This is a genomic window from Streptomyces sp. BB1-1-1 (assembly GCF_031597775.1).
GTDB lineage: Bacteria > Actinomycetota > Actinomycetes > Streptomycetales > Streptomycetaceae > Streptomyces > Streptomyces thinghirensis.
Genome location: NZ_CP134203.1, coordinates 634,656 through 655,949 on the forward strand (window position 1 = coordinate 634,656; position 21,294 = coordinate 655,949).

The window sequence follows — 21,294 nt, forward strand, 5'->3', positions numbered from 1 at the left end:
GGTGACACCCCATGACCACGACCACCCAGCCCCGGGTGCCGACCGGCGCGTCCCGCGCCACCGCCCCGGCGCCCTCCGCTTCCGGCCTGCGCGCCCGCAGAGCGGCCAAGCGGCGGCAACTGACCGCCGCCGGCGTCCTGATGACGCCGTTCTTCGCCCTGCTGGTCACCGTCTTCCTGATCCCCGTCGGCACGGCCGTCTACCTGAGCTTCTTCAGTGACGACCAGCCCGGTCTCGGCTTCGGCCCCGAGCGCCAGGTCTTCGTCGGACTGCGCTCCTACGCGGCCGTGCTCACCGACCCGACCTTCCTCGGCGGGCTCGGCACGGTCGCGCTCTACTGCCTGATCTACATCCCGCTGATGGTCGTGGGCGCGCTCGCCCTCGCCCTGCTGCTGGACTCCGGCGTGGTCCGGCTGCGCGCCTTCGCCCAGCTCGCGCTGTTCCTGCCGCACGCGGTGCCCGGCATCATCGCCGCGCTGATCTGGCTGTACCTGTACACGCCCGGCATCAGCCCGGTCATCGAACTCTTCGCCCAGGGCGACATCACGATCGACTTCCTCGGCGTGCACACGGTCATCCCGTCCATCGTGAACATCGCCCTGTGGAGCAACCTCGGCTACAACATGGTGGTCTTCTACGCCGCCCTGCAGGCCGTGCCCCGCGAGGTGATCGAGGCGTCCGTGGTCGACGGTGCCGGGCCGGTGCGCACGGCGCTCCAGGTGAAGACGCCCCTGGTGCGTGCCTCGATCGTCATGGTCGCCATCTTCACCCTGATCTGGGCGCTCCAGCTGTTCACGGAGCCGATGCTGCTCAACCAGTCCTCCCCCATGGTCAGCTCCCGTTTCTCGCCGAGCATGTACATCTACGACGCGGCCTTCACCCGCAACAACTACAGCCTCGCGGCGGCCGCCTCGGTGGTCCTGCTGGTGTGCACCATCGCCCTGTCCTACGGCGTCACCCGCTTCACCAGCCGCGCCGACTCCGAGGAGGCCCGATGAGCGCCACCGACAGCTCCCTGCTCCGCCCGAGGCTGCTGGGCCGGGCGACGGTCAACGTGGTCGTCGCGATCTCCGTCCTCTACACGCTGCTGCCGGTGCTGTGGCTGGTGCTCGCCTCCACGAAGACCCGGGACGCGCTGTTCAGCAGCGACCTGCTCTCCCTGAGCGACTTCTCCTTCGGACAGAACCTCACGGACCTGTTCGCCATGGACGGCGGACTGTACGGCCGCTGGTACGTGAACAGCCTGCTGTACGCGGTGGTGGGCGCCGCCGTCGGCGCGCTGGTGAGCGTGGCCTGCGGCTACGCCTTCGACAAGTACCGCTTCCGGCACAAGGAGAAGCTGTTCGGCCTGGTGCTGGCGGCGGTCATGGTGCCGCAGACGGTCCTCGCGCTGCCGCTGTACCTGATGGCCTCCGAGGCCGGCCTGGTCAACACCTTCTGGGCGGTGTTCATCCCGGTGCTGTTCAACCCGTTCGGCGTCTACCTCGGCCGTATCTTCGCGCGGGGCTACGTGCCCGACGAGGTGCTGGAGGCGGCGCGCGTGGACGGGGCGGGCGAACTGACCACGTACGCCCGGGTGGCGCTCAGGATGCTCGGCCCCGGCCTGATCACCGTCTTCCTCTTCCAGCTGACCGCGATCTGGAACAACTTCTTCCTGCCCATGGTGATGCTGTCCGACCAAGACCTGTATCCCGTCAGTCTCGGCCTGTACCAGTGGAACAGCGCGGCGTCCGTCTCGCCGGAGTACTACCCCGTGGTGATCATGGGTTCGCTGCTCGCCGTACTGCCGCTCATCCTCGCCTTCGTCCTGCTCCAGCGCTTCTGGCGGAGCGGGCTGACCGCCGGAGCCGTCAAGTGACCCTGTACGCCCCCGACACCCCCGGCTGTGGGTCCCGGCCCCGTGCCGCCGTGGCCATGTCCCCGGACGCCGCCTCGGCCGTCCTCGACCCCCAGTCGCTCGGCGCGTTCCGCCGGGTCTGCGACCTGGCGCCGTTCCCGGTGCTTGACGACCTCACCGCACCGCGGGCCGAGTCCGTACTGGCGGACGTGGACCTGCTGATCACCGGTTGGGGCTGCCCCCGGCTGGACGCGGAAGTGCTGCGGTCGGCGCCGAGGCTGCGGGCGGTGGTGCACACGGCGGGCAGTGTCCGCGGGCATGTCACCGACGCGTGCTGGGAGCGGGGGATCGAGGTCTCCTCGGCCGCCGCGGCCAACGCGCTGCCGGTGGCCGAGTACACGCTCGGGATGATCCTGCTCACCGGCAAGCGGGTGCTGGAGCGGGCCCGCGACTTCCGGGTGTCCCGGACGCGCGGCAACTGGCTGCGCACCCCGCGCGGCGTCGGCAACTACCGCCGCACGGTGGGCATCCTGTCGGCCTCGCTGATCGGCCGCCGCGTCGTCGAGCTGCTGCGGCCGCACGACGTCGACGTCCTGCTGCACGACCCGTACGTCAGCGACGCGGACGCCGCCGAACTGGGCGTGGAACGCGTCGAGCTGCCGGAGCTGTTCGCGCGCTGCGACACCGTCAGCGTGCACACCCCGCTGCTGCCCACGACGCGCGGGCTGGTGAGCCGTGCCCTGATCGACGCCATGCCCGCGGACGCGGTGCTGATCAACACCTCCCGCGGGGCGGTCGTCGAGCAGGAGGCGCTCACCGACGCGGTCCGGGCGGGCCGGATCCGGGCGGTGCTGGACGTCACCGACCCCGAGGTGCTGCCACCGGACCATCCGCTGTGGGAGTGCGAGAACGCGCTGATCACCCCGCACCTCGCCGGCTCCGAGGGCAACGAGTGGCGCCGCCTGGCCGACCTCGCGCTCGCCGAGACGACCCGCTGGGCGTCCGGTGCCGGTTTCCTCCATCCCGTACGACGCGAAAGGCTGGCGTTCCTGGCATGAGCATCCCGTTCGAACTGCCCACCGAGGACCGTGCGCTGAGCCCGTACACCGGTTACACCCGGGACCACTGGGAAGCCGTCGCGGACGGGCTGCTGTGGGCCGCGTGGCGCTGGAGCACCCCTGGCTGCGCCCTGCTCGACCTGCCGGGGCGCCCCTCGCGCTCGGGCGTGCGCTCCGACGGGCTGGAGGGGTTCGCCCGGACGTTCCTCGCGGCGGCCTTCCGCGTCGCGGGCGCCGACGGCGCGGACCCGCACGGCTGGCTGGAGCGCTACGCGCGCGGCCTGGCCTCGGGCACCCTCACCCCCGGCCGCGACGACACCGAGTCCTGGCCGCTGATCCTCGACCACGACGTGCAGGGCCAGCCCATGGTCGAGTCGGCGTCGGTCGCGCTCGGGCTGCGGCTCACCGCGCCGTGGCTGTGGAAGAACCTCGACGCCGGGGTCCAGGACCGGGTGGAGGAGTGGCTGCGCGGGGCGCTGCGGCACGTGCCGGCGCCGAACAACTGGTACCTGTTCCCGTACACGGTCGCCGGGTTCCTGGAGTCGGTGGGACGCGGCGACGACGAGACGGCCGCGGCCCGGACGCGGGCGCTGGAGCTGATGGAGGGCTGGTACCGGGGCGGGGGCTGGTACGCCGACGGCGACGGACGCGCCTTCGACCACTACAACGGCTGGGCGCTGCACCTCTACCCGGTGCTGGACGCCCACCTCGGCGGCGACACCGGTCAGGCCGCCCGGTACGGGGAACGGCTGCGCGCGCACCTCGAAGGCTTCGCGCTGATGTTCGGCGCGGACGGGGCTCCGCTGCACTACGGCCGTTCGCTGTCGTACCGGTTCGCCGCCGGTGCCGCCGTGGGTCTGGGCGCGGTCACCGGGCACACGCCGCTGACGCCGGGCACCTCGCGGCGGCTGGCGAGCGGCAGTCTGCGCTACTTCATGGAACGCGGCGCGCTGACCGACGACGGGCTGCTGAGCCTGGGGTGGCACGGCCCGCACGAGGCCACCCTCCAGTCGTACTCCGGTCCCGCCTCCCCCTACTGGGCGTCGAAGGCGTTCGTGTCCCTCCTCGCCCCCGCCGGTCACCCGCTGTGGACGGCCGCGGAGGAGGCCGCGCCGGTGGAGGAGGCCGACCGGGTGCTGGCCCTGCCCGCGCCCGGGCTGCTGGTGCAGGCGACGCGCGGCGACGGGATCGTACGGCTGCACAACCACGGCAGCGACCATGTCCGGCCGCACGAGGGCGAGTCGGCCGCCGAGGACGACCCGCACTACGGGCGGCAGGCCTACTCCACCCGTACCGGCCCCACGGCGTCCGGGAACGTCGCCGACAACCACCTGTCGGTGGAGGTGAACGGCCGGCGCAGCGTCCGGCGTCGGATCCACCCGCTCGGCGCGGGACACGGCGACGGCTGGGGCTGGGCGGCGTCCTGGCACCGGCCCGCCTTCGCCGGCGGGCCCCCGATGGTGCCGGGGCTGCGGGTGGAGAGCGTGACCGTGGCACGGGGGCCGTACGAGCTGCGGGTGCACCGGGTGGTCGGGGCGCCGGCCAAGGCCCGCCTCACGCACACCGGGTGGGCCACCGGCCCGGAGGAGCCGCTGGTCTCGGCGCTGCACGGCCTGCACGGCTGGCAACCCGAGCCGGAGACCGTCCGCGCCCCGCAGGGCACGGCCTACGTTCCGTGGGCCGAGCTGCCCCGGCTGTCCGGCGACGCGGGCGGCACCTCCGTGCACGTCTGCCTGGCCGCGCTCACCGGGGAGCCCGGTCCCGGTCCGCTCGCGGAGGCGGTCACGGAGGTCGTGGCCGGTGACACCGGCGTCGAGGTGGTCTGGGCGGACGGCGGCGGGCGCACCCGGGTCTCGTTCGAACCGGTGGGGGTGACGCACGAGGTGAGCTAGAGCCTCCCGGCTCCCCGAGGGCCCCGACCGGAACTCCGCCGGTCGGGGCCCTTCCCCGTGCGTCCTCCCCCGTGCGCGCGCCTCCGGTGGCGCGGCGTCCCCGGCCCGGTGACGCTGGTACGGCACCGGTGGAAAGAGGGAGTGCCCCATGCGCAAGTCGTCGTGGGCCGCGGTCGCGGCCCTGGCCCTGTCGGTACTGTCCGCCGCTCCGGCGGAGGCCGCCGTGTCCCGCGCCGTGCACCTTCCGGTCGACGTGACGGCGACCGAGTGCATCCAGGGCGGCGGAGTGATCATCATCTCGGTGGACGGGTCGGGGACGGGCTCCTTCACGAAGCGCTGTCAGGGCGGCACCCACGACGGGGAGACCGTCACCTGAGACGGCGGCCTCCGTTCCACGCGCCCATGCCTTGAGTCCCGCTCGCTGGGTACGCGGTCACGGCCCACCACGGCAGTCGGTACTCGAACACGACCGGCCGCGTGCAGCGGCCCGCCCAGAACGGAGAAGAGGCTGATGAGCGAGGCCAACCCCCTCAAGCGGGTAGCCCACAAGGTCACCGAGAGCCTGCAGGGCGACGGTGGCGGACCGGCGGAGGGGATTCCCGGCAAACCCGGTCCCGAGTCGCCCTCCGTCGCCGAGCCCACCGAGCCCCGGGAACCGCTGCCCCCTAAGCCGGACCAGAGCGGTCCGGACACCGTGTCGCCGACCGGTCAGCCCACCGGCGCCGACCAGGCCCGGGTGGCGCAGTCCGGCAGCTACCTGACGAACGCTCAGGGCACGCGGCTGTACGACACGGACCACTCGCTGAAGGCCGGGCCGCGCGGGCCCGTGCTGCTGCAGGACCATCACCTGCGCGAGAAGGTCATGCACTTCGACCACGAGCGCATCCCGGAGCGCGTGGTGCACGCCCGGGGCGCGGGCGCGCACGGGGTCTTCCAGAGCTACGGCACGGCGGCCTCCGTGACCAAGGCGGGGTTCCTCGCCGCGGACGTGGAGACGCCGGTGTTCACGCGGTTCTCCACGGTGGTCGGCTCACGGGGGTCGTCGGACACGGTGCGGGACACCCGCGGTTTCGCGACGAAGTTCTACACCAGTGAGGGCGTCTTCGACCTGGTCGGCAACAACATCCCGGTCTTCTTCATCCAGGACGCCATCAAGTTCCCGGACGTCGTGCACGCCGCGAAGCCGCACCCCGACCGGGAGATCCCGCAGGCGCAGAGCGCGCACGACACCTTCTGGGACTTCGTGTCGCTGCACACCGAGGCGACCCACCACACCATCTTCTTCATGGGCGACCGCGGCATCCCGCGCTCCTACCGGATGATGGAGGGCTTCGGCGTCCACACCTTCCGGCTGGTGAACGCCGCGGGCGAGACCACGCTGGTCAAATTCCACTGGAAGCCCAAGCTGGGCGTGCACTCCCTGGTGTGGGACGAGGCACAGATGATCAACGGCATCGACCCGGACTTCCACCGCCGGGACCTCGCCGACGCGATCGAGGCGGGCGCGTACCCGCAGTGGGAACTGGGCATCCAGACCTTCCCCGACAACCCGGAACAGACCTTCGAGGGCATCGACCTGCTGGACCCGACGAACATCGTCCCGGAGGAGCTGGCGCCGGTGCAGCCGGTCGGGCTGCTGACGCTGAACCGGAACCCGTCGAACTTCTTCGCCGAGACCGAGCAGATCGCCTTCCACGTCGGCCACCTCGTCCCGGGCATCGACGTCACCGACGACCCGCTGCTCGCCGGGCGGCTGTTCTCGTACCTGGACACGCAGATCACGCGTCTGGGCGGTCCCAACTTCCCGCAGCTGCCCATCAACCGCCCCCAGGCGCCGGTCAACGACATGCTGCGCGACGGCATGCACCAGACGGCCGTGCACCGGGGCGTGGCGCCCTACCGGCCCAACTCCCTGGACGGCGGCTGCCCGTTCACCGCCGGGGCGGACATGAGTGCCTTCGTGGAGGCGCCGGTCCGGGTGCCGGAGGCGACCAAGGTGCGGGAGGCGCCGGAGTCGTTCGCGGACCACTTCAGCCAGCCCCGCCGCTTCTGGCTGAGCATGAGCCCGGTGGAGCGCGAGCACATCATCGGCGCCTACACCTTCGAGCTGGGCAAGTGCTACGAACAGGCCGTCCGGGAGCGGACACTTCAGGTCCTGGCCAACATCGACCCGGAGCTGTGCGCGGGCGTCGCCGAGGGCCTCGGCCTGCCCGCCCCGAAACCGACCGTGCCGCTGGCCGACGTCGAGCCCAGCCCCGCGCTGTCCCAGGTCGGCCGGACCTGGCCCCTCGACGGCCGGGTCGTCGGCATCGTCACCGGCGGCGCGGACCTGGAGGGCGTGACGGCCGTACGGGAGGCGGTGCTGAACGCCGGGATGGTGCCGCTGGTCGTGGCGCCGACCGGCGGCACCATCGGCTCGGGCGACGCGGCGCTGACCGTACAGCGCAGCTACGTCACCGCACGGTCCGTCGAGTTCGACGCCGTCCTGGTGGCGGGCACGCCCGACATGGGCGGCGACGCCTACACCCCGCGGGACTACAAGGCCACTCCGCCGCCCGCGCGGCCGGGGACCATCGACCCGCGGGTGAGCCTGCTGGTGTCGGAGGCGTACCGGCACGGCAAGGCGATCGGTGTCTGGGCGGGCGGCGAGGCCGCGCTCGACGCGTCGGGCGTGCCCACCGACGCCGCCGGCGTGGTCGTCGCGGCGTCCGGCACGGCGGCCCTGGAGCAGCTCACGGAGCTGATGGGCGCCCACCGGGTGTGGGAACGCTTCACCACGCCCCGCGGCTGATCCGCGTACCCGCCGGGCCGGTCACCGATGTCGGTGGCCGGCCCGGCGGCGTGTTCAGCACAGGACGTTCAGCGCCCCGGGGAGCACTCTCGCCGTGACGGGGACGACGGCCTCGACCTCGCCGTCGGCGCCGTAGGGTATCGCCCGGTCGGCCTCGATGCGGACCTCCCGGCCGCGCAGGACACGCACCTGCGGCCTGCGGACGTGGGCGCCCGAGCCGAGTTCGTTCATGAGGGCGAAGAACAGCCGCCGCGGCGCGTCGTGGATCATCACGACCTCCAGCAGTCCGTCGTCCACCCGGGCGGACGGCGCGATGAGGCGGTTGGACCCGTAGTAGCCGGAGTTGGCGGCCACGGCGGTGTAGCCGGTGAACGCGTGCTCCTCGCCGTCGACGGTGACGCGATAGCGCGTCGCGCGCCAGGTGACGACCGCGCGCAGCGCGCCGGCGTAGTAGGAGGCGGTGCCGCGCAGCAGGCGCGCCCGGTTGGCGTGGTGGTTGGCGAGCGCGTCGACGCCGGCATAGACGCTGCCGAGCACGACGGCGCGGTCGTGGACGGCCGAGGTGACCTCGATGGTGTCGACGGGGCGCGGCTCGCCCCGCAGCAGCACCTCGGCGAGGCTGGCGGGCTCGGTGGGCAGCTCCAGGGCGCGGGCGAAGTCGTTGCCGCGGCCCGCCGGGACGAGACCGAGGAGGGCCCCGGTGCCGCTGAGGGCGCCGCCGATCCCGCCGGCCATCCCGTCGCCGCCGACGGCGAGCACCACCCGGCCACGCTCACCGGCCCGCCGGGCGAGATCCCGTGCGTGCGCGAGGCTGCGGCTGTACTCCGTCTCCAGCTCCGCCCCCGCCTCCCGCAGCAGCCTGGCCACCCCGAGCAGCGCGGCGGCCGATGTGGCGCCGCCCGCGGTGGGGTTGACGACGGCGGTGAACTGTCGCATCGATGTGCCTCCGGGCTGACGGGTGGTGCCGGACTGTTGTCTCACGGGGTCGGGGCGAGCCGCTGTGCGGGGTCAGTCCTCGGGCAGGAGGACGCCCGGGCTGAGCAGTCCGGCGGGGTCCAGACTCCGCTTGACCGCGCGCAGGGCCTCGACGCCGAGGGCGCCCGCCTCCCGGACGTACCAGTCGCGGTGGTCGGTGCCGACGCCGTGGTGGTGGGTGATGGTGCCGCCCGCGGCGAGGATCGCCTCGTTGGCGGCGTGCTTGGCCCGGGTCCAGTGCGCCAGGGCGTCGTCGCCCTGGGCCGAGACGACGGTGAAGTACAGGGAGGCGCCGTTCTCGTAGACGTGCGAGATGTGGCACATGACCAGCGGCGGGGTGCCGGCCCCGGTGAGGGTGCCGGTGAGCGCGTCACGGACGGCGGCGTACAGCGCGGGGAGGCGGGACCAGTAGGTCGCCGTCTCCAGGGTCTCGGCGAGCGCCCCGGCGTCCAGCAGGGAGTCGCGCAGGTAGGGCGCCGAGTACCGGCCGTGGGCCCAGCGCTCCCCCGGTTCCTCGCCGGCGAAGGTGCCGCCGCTCTCGCGCAGTACGGCGGCGGCGCCGCCCTGGCGGTGGGCGGTGTCGTCCTCGGTGCCCTCGAAGCCGACGACGGCCAGGCATCCGGCGTCCTGCCGGGCGAGTGAGGCGCCGATGGCGTCGGGCTGCGCGAGGCCGATCAGTGTCTCCGTCTCGTCGGACAGCCGCAGCACCGTCGGGCGGGGGCCGTCCTGGGCGAGCCGGCGCAGGGCCGCGGCGCCCTCGTCGAAGGAGGCGAAGCGCCAGCCCTCGTAGCGGCGGACCTTCGGCACGGGCCTCATCCGCACGGTGACGGAGGTGATGACGCCGAAGGCGCCCTCCGAGCCCAGTACGAGCTGGCGCAGGTCGGGGCCGGCCGCCGAGCGCGGGGCGCGGCCGGTGTCGAGGGTGCCCTCGGGGGTGGCGAGGGTGAGGCCCAGGACCATCTCGTCGAAGCGTCCGTAGCCGGCGGAGGCCTGGCCGCTGGAGCGGGTCGCGGCGAAGCCGCCGATGGTGGCCCACTCGTAGGACTGGGGGAAGTGGCCGAGGGTGTAGCCGTGCGCGGCGAGGAGCGCCTCTGCCTCGGGGGCGCGCAGGCCGGGTTGCAGGGTGGCGGTCCGGGAGACCTCGTCGAGGTCGAGCAGGCCGTTCATGCGGCGCAGGTCGAGGGCGACGAAGGTGCCGTCGCGGCCGGGGGCGAGGCCGCCGACGACGGAGGTGCCGCCGCCGAACGGGACGAGGGCCAGGCCGTGCCCGGCGCAGGCCTCCAGTACGGCGAGCACCTCGTCGTGGCTGTCCGGCAGGACGACGGCGGCCGGGGTGCCGGCGGTGTCGCCGGTCCGCATCCGCAGCAGGTCGGGGGTGGACTTGCCGCGGGTGTGGCGTATGCGGGTCTCCGCGTCCGTGCGCACGCCGTCCGCGCGGTCGCCGACGGCGGCCTCCAGCGCGCGGCGGGCGGCCTCGTCCAGCGGCGAGGCGGGTACGTCGATCTCCGCCAGCGGGACGGAGGCGGCGTCGCGGGGCTTGACGCCGAGCAGCTCGCGCAGCAGCCCGGTCACCGTGTCGGGCAGCGGCGTCGCCCGGGCCGGGTCGCCCCAGCCGTTCCACAGCATGTCCATTGCCTGTCGTCCTCACGGTCGGTTCGGGGGGTGCCTTCGGGACGCCGCCGGGATGCGGTCGGAACGCGGTCCGCACGGCCCCACTGGCGTTACACTGTTACACATGACGCCGAACCGTCACAACAACTCGGGCCGACCGAACACCTCGGACAACGACGCGCTGCTGGACGCCGTGCGCGACTGCGTACTGGCCGTCGGGGTCCGCCGTACGACGATGACCGACGTCGCCCGCCGCGCCGGCGTCTCCCGGATGACGCTGTACCGGCGCTATCCGGACGTGCGGTCCCTGGTCGGCGACCTGATGACCCGCGAGTGGATCGCGGTGGCCACCGGCGCCATCCCCGAGCCCCGGCCGGGCCTGGGCACCCGCCCGCGCGTCGTCGAGGGACTCGTGACCGGGGTCGAGGCGTTCCGCGCCCACCCGCTCTTCCGGAAGATCGTCGACGTCGACCCCGAGCTGCTCCTGCCCTACGTCCTCGACCGGCGCGGGGCGAGCCAGGAGGCCCTGCTGGGACTGCTGGCCGACGCGCTCGGCGAGGGCCACGCCGACGGGACGGTGCGCCCGGCCCACACCGGGCGGCAGGCACGCTCCGTACTGCTGATCGTCCAGTCCTTCGCCCTGTCGCTGCGGACCATGACCGACGAGGACGACGCCGAGCTGACCCCCGCGGCCTTCCTCGCGGAGCTGCGCACCATCCTGGAGAGGACCCTCACGCCATGAGCCCCATCAGCAGCACCCCCGCCGCCGGGGCCTCCCTGTCCGCCGGGCGGCGTTCGCGCGAGCTGACCGACGCCGTCGGCGGCCCCGTCGTGGACGTCCTGGTCGTCGGTCTCGGCGCGACCGGGGCCGGCGCCGCCCTGGACGCCGCGGCCCGCGGCCTGAGCGTCGTCGCCGTGGACGCCCAGGACCTGGCCTTCGGCACCTCCCGCTGGAGCTCGAAGCTCATCCACGGCGGCCTGCGCTACCTCGCCTCCGGCCAGCTCGACGTCGCCCACGAGAGCGCGGTGGAGCGCGGTGTGCTGATGGAGCACACGGCGCCCCATCTGGTGCGCGCGCAGCCGTTCGTGCTGCCGCTGACGCCCATGGTCTCCCGCGGTCAGGCCGCGCTGGCCTGGGCCGGGTTCCGAGCCGGCGACACGCTGCGGCTGGCGGCGCGCACCGCTCGGGCCACGCTGCCCGCGCCGCGCCGGCTGTCCGCCGTGGAGACCCGCCACCTCGCGCCGGCGCTGCGCTCCGACCGGCTGCGCGGCGGCCTGCTCTCCTGGGACGGCCGGGTCACCGACGACGCCCGGCTGGTGACCGCGCTCGCCCGGACCGCCGCCGCGCGCGGCGCCCGGATCCTGACCCGGGTCAGGGCCCTGGAACTGACCTCGTCCGGCGCCCGGATACGCGACGAGCTCACCGGGGAGGAGGGCGTGATCCGCGCCCGCGCGGTGGTCAACGCCTCCGGTGTGTGGGCCGGCGACCTGGTCGACGGCATCCGCGTCCGGCCCTCCCGCGGCACCCACCTGGTCCTGCGCTCCGACCGGCTCGGCCCGCTCCCCGCCGGCCTGCACGTGCCGATCCCCGGGGAGACCAACCGCTTCGTCCTGGTCCTGCCCCAGGGCGACGGCCGCGTCTACGTCGGACTGACCGACGAGCCCGTCGACGGGGAGATCCCGGACGTGCCCGAGGTGCCCGAGACCGACGTCGGTTTCCTGCTCGACGTGCTCGGCTCCGTGCTGGACGTGCCGGTCCACCGCGAGGACGTCGTGGGCTCCTTCGCGGGCCTGCGCCCCCTGCTGGACACCACGTCCGCGGACCGGCCCGGCAGCGGGGCCCGCACGGCGGACGTCTCACGCAGGCACGCCGTGCTCACCTCGTCGGAGGGCGTGATCACCGTGGTCGGCGGAAAACTCACCACGTACCGGCGCATGGCCGAGGACGCCGTGGACGCCGCCGTCGCCGCCCGCCGCCTCGGCGCCGGCCCGTCCCCCACCGCCGCGCTGCCGCTGGTCGGCGCCGCCGCGCCGCACGCCCTGGCCGCGTTGCGGGCGCCGCGCCGCCTGGTGCGGCGCTACGGCACCGAGGCCCCGGCCGTGCGGGCACTCGCCGACCGGGACCCCCGGCTCGGCGAGCGGGTCCTGCCGGACCACCCCGTCACCGGGGCCGAGCTGCTCTGGGCGCTGCGCCACGAGGGGGCCCTGGACGAGGCCGACCTGCTCGACCGCCGCACCCGCATCGGGCTGGTGCCCGAGGACCGGGCGGCGGCGCTGGCGGCCGTGCGCGGTCTCGTCGGCGAGGTCACGGCCGCCCGGCGGGACTGAGACCGGTCGAAACCCGTCCGGTGCCGGCCCCGCCGGGGACCGGTCAGGTGCCCTGCCCCCCGTCCTGGACGGCCTTGCGCACCTTCGCCTCCAACTTGTGCCGGGACTGACCCCCCTCCTTGACGTACTCCGTCATCGCGGACTGCGCGTCCCGGTCCAGGTCGCGCCAGGCCCGAACGGCGGTCTCGTACGTGTGGGACTGCCGTTGGGTCCACTGATGCTGCGTGGGAGGCCCGTACGCGTCACGCAGCTCCTCGACCCGGTGCCGGGCCAGGTCCGCCGCGCGACGCTTGTGCACGAGCTCTTCGAATGTGTGAGCCACCACATCTCGACCGTAGTCAGAGGAGCGCCGTCGCGCGCGTCGAGCCCTTGGCCGCCGGTCCGCCGCCGCCGGTCTGCGCAAGTGGCCCACGCGGGCCCCCGAGAGCCATAACATCAAGCCACCGAGGACGGCCGGGCATATGCGAGAAGTGAGGGAAGCGTGGCGGACATCGAGGGAGCGGCAGTACCGGAGCGGCTGCTGATCACCCGTACCACCACGGGCGACGGCGTCAGCCTCGTCCTGCTCGCCGGAGAAGTCGATCTCGACGGCAGCAGTCAGCTCCGCGACGTCCTGCTGTCCTGCGTGCAGACGGCGCCGGGCACGGTGGTCGACTTCGGCGAGGTGGTCTTCCTGGACTCCAGCGGCATAAACGTGCTCATCTCCGCGCACCGGGCCGCCGAGTCCCGCGGCGTCTGGTTGCGGCTCGCCGCACCGCAGCACGCCGTCGAGCGCGTGCTGCAACTCGTCGGCGTGGACACACTCATCGCCTGCTACCCGACCGTCGAACAGGCCCTCGCGGCCTGACGCGGGTCAGCGCATCGGCAGGCGCGCGTACACCGTCTTCCCCGTCGCGTGCGGCTTGGTGATGACCTCGTCGCACAGGCGCGTCACGATCTCCAGACCGTGCCGGCCGACCCGCAGGGGATCGCGGGGCAGGAACGTGGGGAACGCCTCCCCCGTGTCCGACACCGCGATCTCCACCGCGTCGTCCAGGAGGGTCAGTTCCAGGCGGCAGGGGCCGGGCGCGTGACGGAGCGCGTTCGTCACCAGCTCGCTGGCGACCAGGCGGGCGGCGTCCAGGAAGGTGTCGGCCAGGTCCACGCCCTTCTCGCCCAGTCCCGCGACGAAGCCGTGCACGACGTCCCGGGAGGCCGGGATCATCGCCGATCCGCCCCTGAACTCCACCGCCGTGGACACGACCGAGGCGTCTGCGGCATCGGGTCTGTGCGCCGGAGTCATACAGAGCCTCACCGTCCGGTCCGGGGCCGAGTAGGGGAAGCACATGCCCCCGGTCCTTCACGATACGCACCGGCGCGGTTTCCACGATCTCTTTGCCCCAACTTCCGCCGGACGCGCCGTTTTTCGGACAGGCCCGGACCCAGTGCGCCGGAAAGGGCGCCGTCCCGGTCGGCGACGGGCACGGCCGGGTCTCGCGACGAGGCGCGCCGAGTCGCCCCGACTCCTCGTCGACTTCGGGGCGACCCGGTGCGCCGGACGGGTCAGGAGGCGGTGCAGGCTCCGACCGCGGGTGCGGTGTCGCTGCCGTTCTTCGACACGGTGAACCCGAAGCTGGTCGACGCGCCGGCCGCCAGGGTGCCGTTCCAACTCGGCCGCGCCGTCATGACGTTGCCGCCGCCGTCCCAGGTGGGCGTGGCGTTCCAGGTGGCCTGGACCCGCTGCGGCGAGGCGAAGGTGACGGTCGTGGTCCAGGAGCCGATCGGTTCGCTGCCCGCGGTGATGGTGACCTGGCCGTTGTAGCCGCTGCTCCAGTCGGCGGTCCTGGTGTACGTGGCGGTGCAGCTCGCCGTGCCGTTGCCCGGGTCGCCGCCGCCGTCGCCGCCGAGGGCGGACAGGACGGCGCCGTAGGCGGGCTTCTCCTGGTAGTCGCCGTCGAAGAGCAGCGGGGTGCCGCTACTGCGCCACGAGTACTTGTCGGTGACGCCCCAGACGGTGATGCCGGTGCAGCGGTCCACGGCGAGACAGGCCTCGACCACGTCGGCGTAGCTGTTGGCCTGCGCCGTGCCGGAGCCCTCGATGTCGAGTTCGGTGATCTGCACGTCGACGCCGAGGTCGGCGAAGCGCTGGAGGTTGGCCTGGAAGTCGGCGGGGACCGGGGAGTTGCTGTTGAAGTGGCCCTGGAAGCCCACGCAGTCGATGGGCACGCCGCGGGACTTGAAGTCCTTGACCATGTCGTAGACGGCATTGCTCTTCGCGTTGACGCCGTCGGTGTTGTAGTCGTTGTAGCAGAGCTTGGCGGCCGGGTCGGCGGCGCGGGCGGTGCGGAACGCCTCCTCTATGAAGCCGTTGCCCAGCTTGTCCTGGAAGGGCGAGCTGCGCCGGGCGCCGCTGCCGCCGTCCTGGAAGGCCTCGTTGACGACGTCCCAGCTGTGGATCTGGCCCTTGTAGTGGCCCATCACGCTGTTGATGTGGTTGTTCATGGCGGTGCGCAGGTCGGCCGCGCCGAGGCCGCCCACCCAGGAGGGCAGCTGGGAGTGCCAGACGAGGGTGTGGCCGCGGACGTCCATGCCCTGGCTTCGGGCGTGGTCCACGACCTGGTCGGCGGCGCCGAAGGTGAAGTTGCCCCGGCTGGGCTCGGTGGCGTCCCACTTCATCTCGTTCTCGGGGGTCGCCGAGGCGAACTCGCGGTTCAGCGTGGAGACGTAGTCGGCCTCGTCGAGGTGGCTCGCCGCGACGGCGGTGCCGAAGTAGCGGCCCTGGCCGGCCGCCGCGGATCCGAGCGTGTCGGCGGCTCGGGCGGCTTCGGCGGAGTGGGTCGCGGCCGTCAGCGCCGCGGCGGCGACGAGACCGGCGGTGGCCGCTCTCGACAGACGTAGCAGAGTCATGCGCATGTCATCCCGGTCCTTGAATCGGTGTGCGGAGCCGTTCGGAAGGGCAGGAAACTCCGAAAGTTTCGGAAGTATTTCCGAATGTCGCGGAGGAGGTTACGGACTCAGGTCCGCGAGGTCAACGCCCGTCGCGGTCACCCGTGCGGCCCGACCGGGTGCGCGATCCGGGTGTCGTGGCGCATTCTTGCGGTGTCGCCCGCGTGACGGCGCACGGACTAGGGGGTGTCGTTTGGATCAGGCCGGCTCCGGGCAACGGTGCCTTGCGACCGACCCGAGCGGGGCCTGGTGCGTGCAGCTGCAAGGCGGAGGAGGGCGGCAGGGCGGAGCCCTGGCAACCGACGACAACGCCGCAGATGGGCGTGCCAGGCCCCGCGACCCCGGCAAGATCCAAACGACACCCCCTAGGTGGGGCCGATGAGTGCAGGCGCCGAGGACGCAGACCGCATGCCCGGGCGGCTGACGGCGCTGCTGATCGACGCCTGCGCCCAGGCCATCGGCGCGTCCGGCGGCCATGCGGGCGGGGTCTACCTGCGCTCCCGCACCCCCGGCCTGCTGCGACTGGCCGTCCTCGCCGGACTGCCCGGGCCACTTTTCCGGCCCTGGTGGCGGCTGCACGCCGACAGCCCCTTCCCGGTCGCCGACGCCTACCGGCTGGGCGTCCGGGTGGTGCTGCCCAACGCGACGGAGACGATGCGCCGGTACCCGCAGTTCGCGGCAGGCCTGCCCTTCCCGTTCGGATCCCTGTACGTGCCCGTCGCCGCCGCGGCGCGCACGTACGGTGTCCTGACCGTCCTGCGCCCCTCCGCCTCCGACACCGCCGAGGCGCTGGACGGCCTCGACCGGATGGAGCGGCTGGCGCGGGAACTCGGCTCGGCCCTGGAACGGCTGGACGAGGACCTGGACGCCCCGCCGGTCGCGTGGGACGGCGAGCCGCTGTGCCTCCGGCCGCCCCCGGCCGAACGGCACGCGCCGCGCGCCGGGAGTTTCGCCTGGGACCCGGGCACCGGTGCCGTCACCGTCGACGAGCCGCTGTGCGCCCTGCTCGGCGTGGTCGCGGCCACCGACGGACCCGCCGGCGCCTCGCTCGGCACACTCACCGCCGCCCTGGCGCCCGACGAGGGGCACCGGATCGCCGCGGCGCTGCGGCAGACGGCCGCCGGCCGGCCTCCTCCGCTGCCCCTGTACGTGCGTGCCGCGGACGGTGGGCTGCTCCTGATGGAGCTGTGGAAACCGCAGGCCGCGCCGCCCGTCGACGGCCCGGTGCGCGGCGTCGTACGCGACACGTCCGCCGGTGCCGTGGCCGACGCCGCGGCCGACCTGCTTCCGGACGGCGTGTTCTGCGTGGACCGGCTGGGCACGATCGTCTACGCCAATCCGCGCGCCGCCGCGCTGCTGGGGCAGCCACGGGCGCGGCTGCTCGGCCACTCCCTGTGGGAGGCCGTGCCCTGGCTGGACCAGGCGGCCTACGAGGATCATCTCCGCGGTGCCCTGCTGTCCCCCGAGCCGGTCCACTTCCATGTCCGGCGCCCGCCCGACGGCAGCCTCCGGACCACGCCGCAGCCCTACGAGGGGGACTGGCTCGCCGTCTCCGTGCACCCCGGGCCGGACCTCCTGACGGGCACGCTCCGCCCCGCCAACCGGGTGGCCGACGCGTCCGCCGGCCTCACGCCCGAGCACGGCGCAGCGGAGACGGCGTCCGGCACCGGCGACCCGGGCCCGGCCCTCGTCGCCACGACGGCACCCGTGTACCGCCCCATCCTCCTGGCCGTGGCCCTGACCGAGGCGGTCACCGCCCGCCAGGTGTCCGCCGTGGTCGTGCGCGAACTGCTGCCGGCGTTCGGCGGCCGCCGGCTCGCCATCTACCTGCTCCAGGAAAGGCATCTGTACCTGGCGTGGGAGACCGGCTTCCCGCCGGGCTTCCTCGCGCCCTTCGAGGGGGTGGCCCTGGATGCCCGGCTGCCCGGGGTCGAGACGCTGACCAGCGGCCGGCCGCTCTTCTTCGACTCGATGCAGGCGCTGGCCGCCGCGTACCCGGGCATCCCGCTGGACGCCACGGAGGGCGCCCGCGCCTTCCTGCCGCTGATCGCCTCCGGGCGCCCGGTCGGCTCCTGCATCCTCGGCTTCGACCGTGCCCGCGGCTTCGGCACCGAGGAACGCGCGGTCCTCACCGCCCTCGCCGGCGTGATCGCCCACGCCATGGAGAAGGCACGGCGCTACGAGACCGAGACCGCGCTCGCCCGCGGACTCCAGCGGGCCCTGCTGCCGCGCCGGCTGCCCGCGCACCCCCTGCTGGAGACGGCGGGGCGCTATCTGCCGGGGACCCAGGGCATGGACGTGGGCGGCGACTGGTACGACGTCGTCGCCTCGGGGGACGGCATGGCCCTGGTCATCGGCGACGTGCAGGGGCACGGCGTGCAGGCGGCGGCCACGATGGGACAACTGCGCAGCGCCGTACGCGCCTTCGCCCTCGGCGACCGTCCGCCCGACGAGGTGCTGAGCGGCGTCAACCACCTGCTGACGGATCTGGACCCGGGTCTGTTCGCGAGCTGCTGCTACATCCGGCTCGGCCCGGCCACCGGACGGGCGTGCGCGGCCCGCGCGGGACACCCGCCGCCGCTCCTGCGCCACCCGGACGGACGCACCGAGGCACTGGACCTGCCCGGCGGGGTGGTGCTCGGCGTGGACCCCGGCGCGCCGTACCCGCTGACGGAGTTCCACGTCGAGCCCGGTGCCGTCCTCGCCCTCTACACGGACGGGCTGGTGGAGCGGCCCGGCACCGACATCGACGACGGCATCACCGCCCTGCGGCTGGCCCTGGCCAGGGCCGGTGCGCCCGCCGCACGGCCGGGCAGCCGTTCGCTGGCGGGCGTCGCCGACCGGATCGTCGTCACCGCCCGCCACGCCACGGACCGCCCCGACGACATCGCCCTGCTGCTCGCCACGCGCCGCCACCGGCGCGGGAGCCCGCGGTGAGGACCGCGCCGGGACCGGGCCCGGCGGGCCACTCCTCCACCAGGGGTGCCCCTCGCCTCCTCGGGCCCGGCAGTGTAGACATGGGCACATGGTCCGACTGATGGGTCGATCGGGAGAGCGGTCACCCCGTCGTCCCAGCGGCCCGCTCGCCCGGTACCGGCGAGACGCGGACCGATCACGGCGGGGGGCGGACGCGGGACGGCGGCGGCGTGCCGCGGCACTGCGCTCGGCCATGTCCGGACGCAGTGTCGCCGGCCAGGTCTTCGCCATGAACGTGGTCATCGTGCTGCTGCTCGTGGTGGCCGCGGCCGTCGCGCTGGTGCTCCAGGTACGCCACGACAGCACGGTCGAGGCCCGCAACCGGTCCGTCGCCGTGGCCGCGACGTTCGCCAACTCCCCCGGCATCCGCGAGGCGCTGCGCAGTCCCGACCCCACGGCGGTGCTCCAGCCCCGGGCCGAGGCAGCTCGCAGGGCCACGGGCGTGGACTTCATCGTCGTCATGAACACCGACGGCATCCGCTACACCCATCCCAAACCCGACCGCATCGGCAAGGAGTTCGTGGGGAACATCGCCCCCGCGCTGGCCGGGGAGACGGTGACCGAGGAGATCGAGGGGACCATCGGCCCGCTGGTCCAGGCCGTCGTGCCCGTCGAGGCGCCCGACGGGACCGTCGTGGGCCTGGTCTCGGCCGGCATCACGACGGAGAACGTGGGTGGCGCCGCCGACCGGCAGCTGCCACTGGTGCTGATCGTGGCGGGCGTCGGACTGGCCCTGGCGACGGCGGGCACGGCGCTCGTCAGCCGGCGGCTGCTGCGGCAGACGCACGGCCTGGGACCGCACGAGATGACCCGGATGTACGAACACCACGACGCGGTTCTGCACAGCGTCCGGGAGGGCGTGCTCATCGTCGGCGGGGAGGGCGGGCTGCTGCTCGCCAACGACGAGGCACAGCGCCTGCTCGACCTGCCCGACGACGCGGAGGGACGGCACGTCCTCGGCCTCGGGCTCCCGGACGACACGGCGGAGCTGCTGGCCTCCGGGCGGGTCGCCACCGACGAGGTGCACCTGGTCAAGGACCGGTTGCTGGCGGTCAACCAGCGGCCCACGGACGTACGGGGCGGCCCGGCCGGCAGCGTCGCCACGCTCCGCGACTCCACGGAGCTGCGGGCCCTGTCCGGCCGGGCCGAGACCGCCCGGGAACGCCTGGACATCCTGTACGCCGCCGGCGTGGGCATCGGCACCAGCCTGGACGTCGCCCGTACCGCCGAGGAACTGGCGGAGCTGGCCGTGCCCCGGTTCGCGGACTACGTCAGCGTGGACCTGTTCGACACCGTGCTGGCCGGCGGCCAGCCGGGAGGCGTGACCCCGCTGCGCCGCGCCGCGCTCAGCGGTGTCCGCGAGGAGGTCCCGCTCTACCCGGTGGGCCGGCAGATCCGCTTCGTCACCTCCTCCCCGCAGGGCCGCTCCCTGCAGACCGGCCGACCCGTACTGGCGCCCCGCCTCCGCGAGGCCCGGGGCTGGCAGGCGCAGGACCTCGAACGTTCGGCGCAGGTGGTGGAGTACGGCGTCCACTCGCTGATCACCGTGCCGCTGCGCGCGGGCACCCTGGTGCTCGGGGTGGTCAGCTTCTGGCGTTCGGAGAAACCCGAGCCGTTCGACGAGGACGAGATGACGCTCGCCGAGGAGCTGGTCGCGCGCGCCGCGGTCTCCATCGACAACGCGCGCCGCTACACCCGCGAGCACAGCATGGCGGTGACCCTCCAGCGCAGTCTGCTGCCCCGCAGGATGCCCGAGCAGAACGCCCTGGACATCGCCTACCGGTACCTGCCCGCGCAGGCCGGGGTCGGCGGGGACTGGTTCGACGTACTGCCGCTGTCGGGGGCCCGGGTGGCGCTCGTGGTCGGCGACGTCGTCGGTCACGGGCTGCACGCCGCGGCCACCATGGGGCGGCTGCGGACGGCGGTGCACAACTTCACCGCCCTCGACCTGCCGCCCGACGAGCTGCTCGGTCTGCTGGACGAGCTGGTCGGCCGCATCGACCAGGACGAGGCGGCCGACGACGGCACCGCCCCGGTCACCGGCGCGACCTGCCTCTACGCGATCTACGACCCGGTCTCCAGCACCTGCGTGATCGCGCGGGCGGGCCACCCGCCGCCTGCGCTGATCGGGCCGGACGGGGGTGTGGAGTTCCCCGAGGTGCCCGCCGGTCCCCCGCTGGGCCTGGGCGGCCTTCCGTTCGAGACGACCGAGCTGCGCCTGGCGGAGGGCAGCCGGCTGGTCCTGTACACCGACGGGCTCGTCGAGGACCGGGAGCACGACATCGACGTCGGCCTCGAACACCTGCGCCAGGCGCTGGAGACGGCCGGCGAGTCGCCCGAGGAGACCTGCCGGACCGTCCTGGACGCCCGGCTTCCGGAACGGCCGGGCGACGACATCGCCCTGCTCGTCGCCCGCACCCGCGCGCTCGGTCCGGACCGGGTCGCCGAGTGGCAGGTGCCGAACGACCCGGCCGCGGTCGGCGAGGTACGCGCCCAGGTCACCCGGCGGCTGGCCGAGTGGGGGCTGGACGAGCTGACGTTCACGACGGAGCTGATCCTCAGCGAGCTGGTCACCAACGCGATCCGCTACGGCGGCGAGACCGTCCATGTCCGGGTGCTGCGCGACCGCAGCCTGATCTGCGAGGTGTTCGACAGCAGCAGCACCTCGCCCCATCTGCGCTACGCGGCCATGACGGACGAGGGCGGGCGCGGGCTGTTCCTCGTCGCGCAGCTGGCGGAGCGCTGGGGCACCCGCTACACGCCGGGGGGCAAGGTCATCTGGGCGGAGCAGCCGGTGCCCTGACGGGCTCGGGCTCCGCCCTCGGTCCGTACCTGGAGATTCCGTCAGGCGCCCGTATCCCGACCCGGCACGCCCGGCAGGCACCTCGCGCCGTACCGTGC

16 protein-coding genes are annotated in these 21,294 nt (G+C 73.9%); 11 read left to right on the forward strand and 5 right to left on the reverse strand.

What is annotated here, in order from left to right; translation table 11 throughout:
* Positions 1–11: 11 nt before the first annotated feature.
* The 6 genes from RI578_RS02825 (at position 12) to RI578_RS02850 (ending at position 7,578) form a co-directional block, all read left to right on the forward strand.
* Positions 12–998, forward strand: a complete 987-nt coding sequence (locus tag RI578_RS02825) for a sugar ABC transporter permease (RefSeq protein ID WP_310869535.1) — start codon at positions 12–14, stop codon at positions 996–998.
* Positions 995–1,858 carry a carbohydrate ABC transporter permease gene (locus RI578_RS02830; RefSeq protein ID WP_310869536.1) on the forward strand — a complete coding sequence of 288 codons (864 nt, stop codon included), beginning with the start codon at positions 995–997 and terminating at the stop codon, positions 1,856–1,858. The genes RI578_RS02825 and RI578_RS02830 overlap by 4 nt, the downstream gene beginning before the upstream one ends.
* Before the next feature lie 56 nt (positions 1,859–1,914).
* Entirely contained in the window at positions 1,915–2,895 is a 981-nt protein-coding gene (locus RI578_RS02835) for a hydroxyacid dehydrogenase (RefSeq protein WP_310875646.1), read from the forward strand.
* Positions 2,892–4,787, forward strand: coding sequence for a DUF2264 domain-containing protein (locus tag RI578_RS02840; protein ID WP_310869537.1), 1,896 nt, complete (start codon positions 2,892–2,894; stop codon positions 4,785–4,787). The genes RI578_RS02835 and RI578_RS02840 overlap by 4 nt, the downstream gene beginning before the upstream one ends.
* A gap of 148 nt (positions 4,788–4,935) precedes the next feature.
* The gene (locus tag RI578_RS02845; protein ID WP_310869538.1) at positions 4,936–5,163 is read left to right on the forward strand and encodes a hypothetical protein; all 228 of its coding nucleotides are present in this window, start codon (positions 4,936–4,938) and stop codon (positions 5,161–5,163) included.
* Between the two features lie 135 nt (positions 5,164–5,298).
* Complete coding sequence (locus RI578_RS02850; protein WP_310869539.1) at positions 5,299–7,578, forward strand: catalase; 2,280 nt, start codon at positions 5,299–5,301, stop codon at positions 7,576–7,578.
* Positions 7,579–7,632: 54 nt separating this feature from the next.
* Here RI578_RS02850 and RI578_RS02855 read toward each other — a convergent pair whose 3' ends face one another.
* Both RI578_RS02855 and RI578_RS02860 read right to left on the reverse strand, forming a co-directional pair.
* Positions 7,633–8,514 (reverse strand): YegS/Rv2252/BmrU family lipid kinase, encoded by an 882-nt coding sequence (locus RI578_RS02855; RefSeq protein WP_310869540.1) that lies wholly within the window; start codon positions 8,512–8,514, stop codon positions 7,633–7,635.
* Between the two features lie 72 nt (positions 8,515–8,586).
* Positions 8,587–10,185 (reverse strand): FAD-binding oxidoreductase, encoded by a 1,599-nt coding sequence (locus tag RI578_RS02860; RefSeq protein WP_310869541.1) that lies wholly within the window; start codon positions 10,183–10,185, stop codon positions 8,587–8,589.
* Between the two features lie 103 nt (positions 10,186–10,288).
* Between RI578_RS02860 and RI578_RS02865 the strand changes: the two genes are divergently transcribed.
* The gene (locus tag RI578_RS02865) at positions 10,289–10,906 is read left to right on the forward strand and encodes a TetR/AcrR family transcriptional regulator (protein WP_310869542.1); all 618 of its coding nucleotides are present in this window, start codon (positions 10,289–10,291) and stop codon (positions 10,904–10,906) included.
* Entirely contained in the window at positions 10,903–12,492 is a 1,590-nt protein-coding gene (locus RI578_RS02870) for a glycerol-3-phosphate dehydrogenase/oxidase (RefSeq protein WP_310869543.1), read from the forward strand. Before RI578_RS02865 ends, RI578_RS02870 begins: the two co-directional genes overlap by 4 nt.
* A gap of 43 nt (positions 12,493–12,535) precedes the next feature.
* On the opposite strand, the gene RI578_RS02875 is transcribed toward RI578_RS02870, so the two are convergent.
* Complete coding sequence (locus RI578_RS02875; RefSeq protein WP_310875647.1) at positions 12,536–12,814, reverse strand: hypothetical protein; 279 nt, start codon at positions 12,812–12,814, stop codon at positions 12,536–12,538.
* 159 nt (positions 12,815–12,973) lie between these two features.
* On the opposite strand from RI578_RS02875, the gene RI578_RS02880 reads away from it, so the two are divergent.
* Positions 12,974–13,339 (forward strand): STAS domain-containing protein, encoded by a 366-nt coding sequence (locus RI578_RS02880; RefSeq protein ID WP_121745412.1) that lies wholly within the window; start codon positions 12,974–12,976, stop codon positions 13,337–13,339.
* A gap of 6 nt (positions 13,340–13,345) precedes the next feature.
* Here RI578_RS02880 and RI578_RS02885 read toward each other — a convergent pair whose 3' ends face one another.
* On the reverse strand, positions 13,346–13,732 hold the full coding sequence (locus tag RI578_RS02885) for an ATP-binding protein (protein WP_310869544.1): 387 nt from the start codon (positions 13,730–13,732) through the stop codon (positions 13,346–13,348).
* Positions 13,733–14,034: 302 nt separating this feature from the next.
* Positions 14,035–15,384 carry an endo-1,4-beta-xylanase gene (locus tag RI578_RS02890; RefSeq protein WP_310869545.1) on the reverse strand — a complete coding sequence of 450 codons (1,350 nt, stop codon included), beginning with the start codon at positions 15,382–15,384 and terminating at the stop codon, positions 14,035–14,037.
* 411 nt (positions 15,385–15,795) lie between these two features.
* Between RI578_RS02890 and RI578_RS02895 the strand changes: the two genes are divergently transcribed.
* Both RI578_RS02895 and RI578_RS02900 read left to right on the forward strand, forming a co-directional pair.
* On the forward strand, positions 15,796–18,354 hold the full coding sequence (locus RI578_RS02895) for a SpoIIE family protein phosphatase (RefSeq protein WP_310869546.1): 2,559 nt from the start codon (positions 15,796–15,798) through the stop codon (positions 18,352–18,354).
* A gap of 232 nt (positions 18,355–18,586) precedes the next feature.
* On the forward strand, positions 18,587–21,196 hold the full coding sequence (locus RI578_RS02900) for a SpoIIE family protein phosphatase (RefSeq protein ID WP_399059341.1): 2,610 nt from the start codon (positions 18,587–18,589) through the stop codon (positions 21,194–21,196).
* The last annotated feature ends 98 nt before the right edge of the window (positions 21,197–21,294 follow it).

What these genes read in the sequence shown, in the direction of transcription:
- RI578_RS02825 (WP_310869535.1), top strand. Translation starts at nt 12, where the DNA reads ATGACCACGACCACCCAGCCCCGGGTGCCGACCGGCGCGTCCCGCGCC.
- RI578_RS02830 (WP_310869536.1), top strand. Translation starts at nt 995, where the DNA reads ATGAGCGCCACCGACAGCTCCCTGCTCCGCCCGAGGCTGCTGGGCCGG.
- RI578_RS02835 (WP_310875646.1), top strand. Translation starts at nt 1,915, where the DNA reads ATGTCCCCGGACGCCGCCTCGGCCGTCCTCGACCCCCAGTCGCTCGGC.
- RI578_RS02840 (WP_310869537.1), top strand. Translation starts at nt 2,892, where the DNA reads ATGAGCATCCCGTTCGAACTGCCCACCGAGGACCGTGCGCTGAGCCCG.
- RI578_RS02845 (WP_310869538.1), top strand. Translation starts at nt 4,936, where the DNA reads ATGCGCAAGTCGTCGTGGGCCGCGGTCGCGGCCCTGGCCCTGTCGGTA.
- RI578_RS02850 (WP_310869539.1), top strand. Translation starts at nt 5,299, where the DNA reads ATGAGCGAGGCCAACCCCCTCAAGCGGGTAGCCCACAAGGTCACCGAG.
- RI578_RS02855 (WP_310869540.1), bottom strand. Translation starts at nt 8,514, where the DNA reads ATGCGACAGTTCACCGCCGTCGTCAACCCCACCGCGGGCGGCGCCACA.
- RI578_RS02860 (WP_310869541.1), bottom strand. Translation starts at nt 10,185, where the DNA reads ATGGACATGCTGTGGAACGGCTGGGGCGACCCGGCCCGGGCGACGCCG.
- RI578_RS02865 (WP_310869542.1), top strand. Translation starts at nt 10,289, where the DNA reads ATGACGCCGAACCGTCACAACAACTCGGGCCGACCGAACACCTCGGAC.
- RI578_RS02870 (WP_310869543.1), top strand. Translation starts at nt 10,903, where the DNA reads ATGAGCCCCATCAGCAGCACCCCCGCCGCCGGGGCCTCCCTGTCCGCC.
- RI578_RS02890 (WP_310869545.1), bottom strand. Translation starts at nt 15,384, where the DNA reads ATGCGCATGACTCTGCTACGTCTGTCGAGAGCGGCCACCGCCGGTCTC.
- RI578_RS02895 (WP_310869546.1), top strand. Translation starts at nt 15,796, where the DNA reads ATGAGTGCAGGCGCCGAGGACGCAGACCGCATGCCCGGGCGGCTGACG.
- RI578_RS02900 (WP_399059341.1), top strand. Translation starts at nt 18,587, where the DNA reads ATGTCCGGACGCAGTGTCGCCGGCCAGGTCTTCGCCATGAACGTGGTC.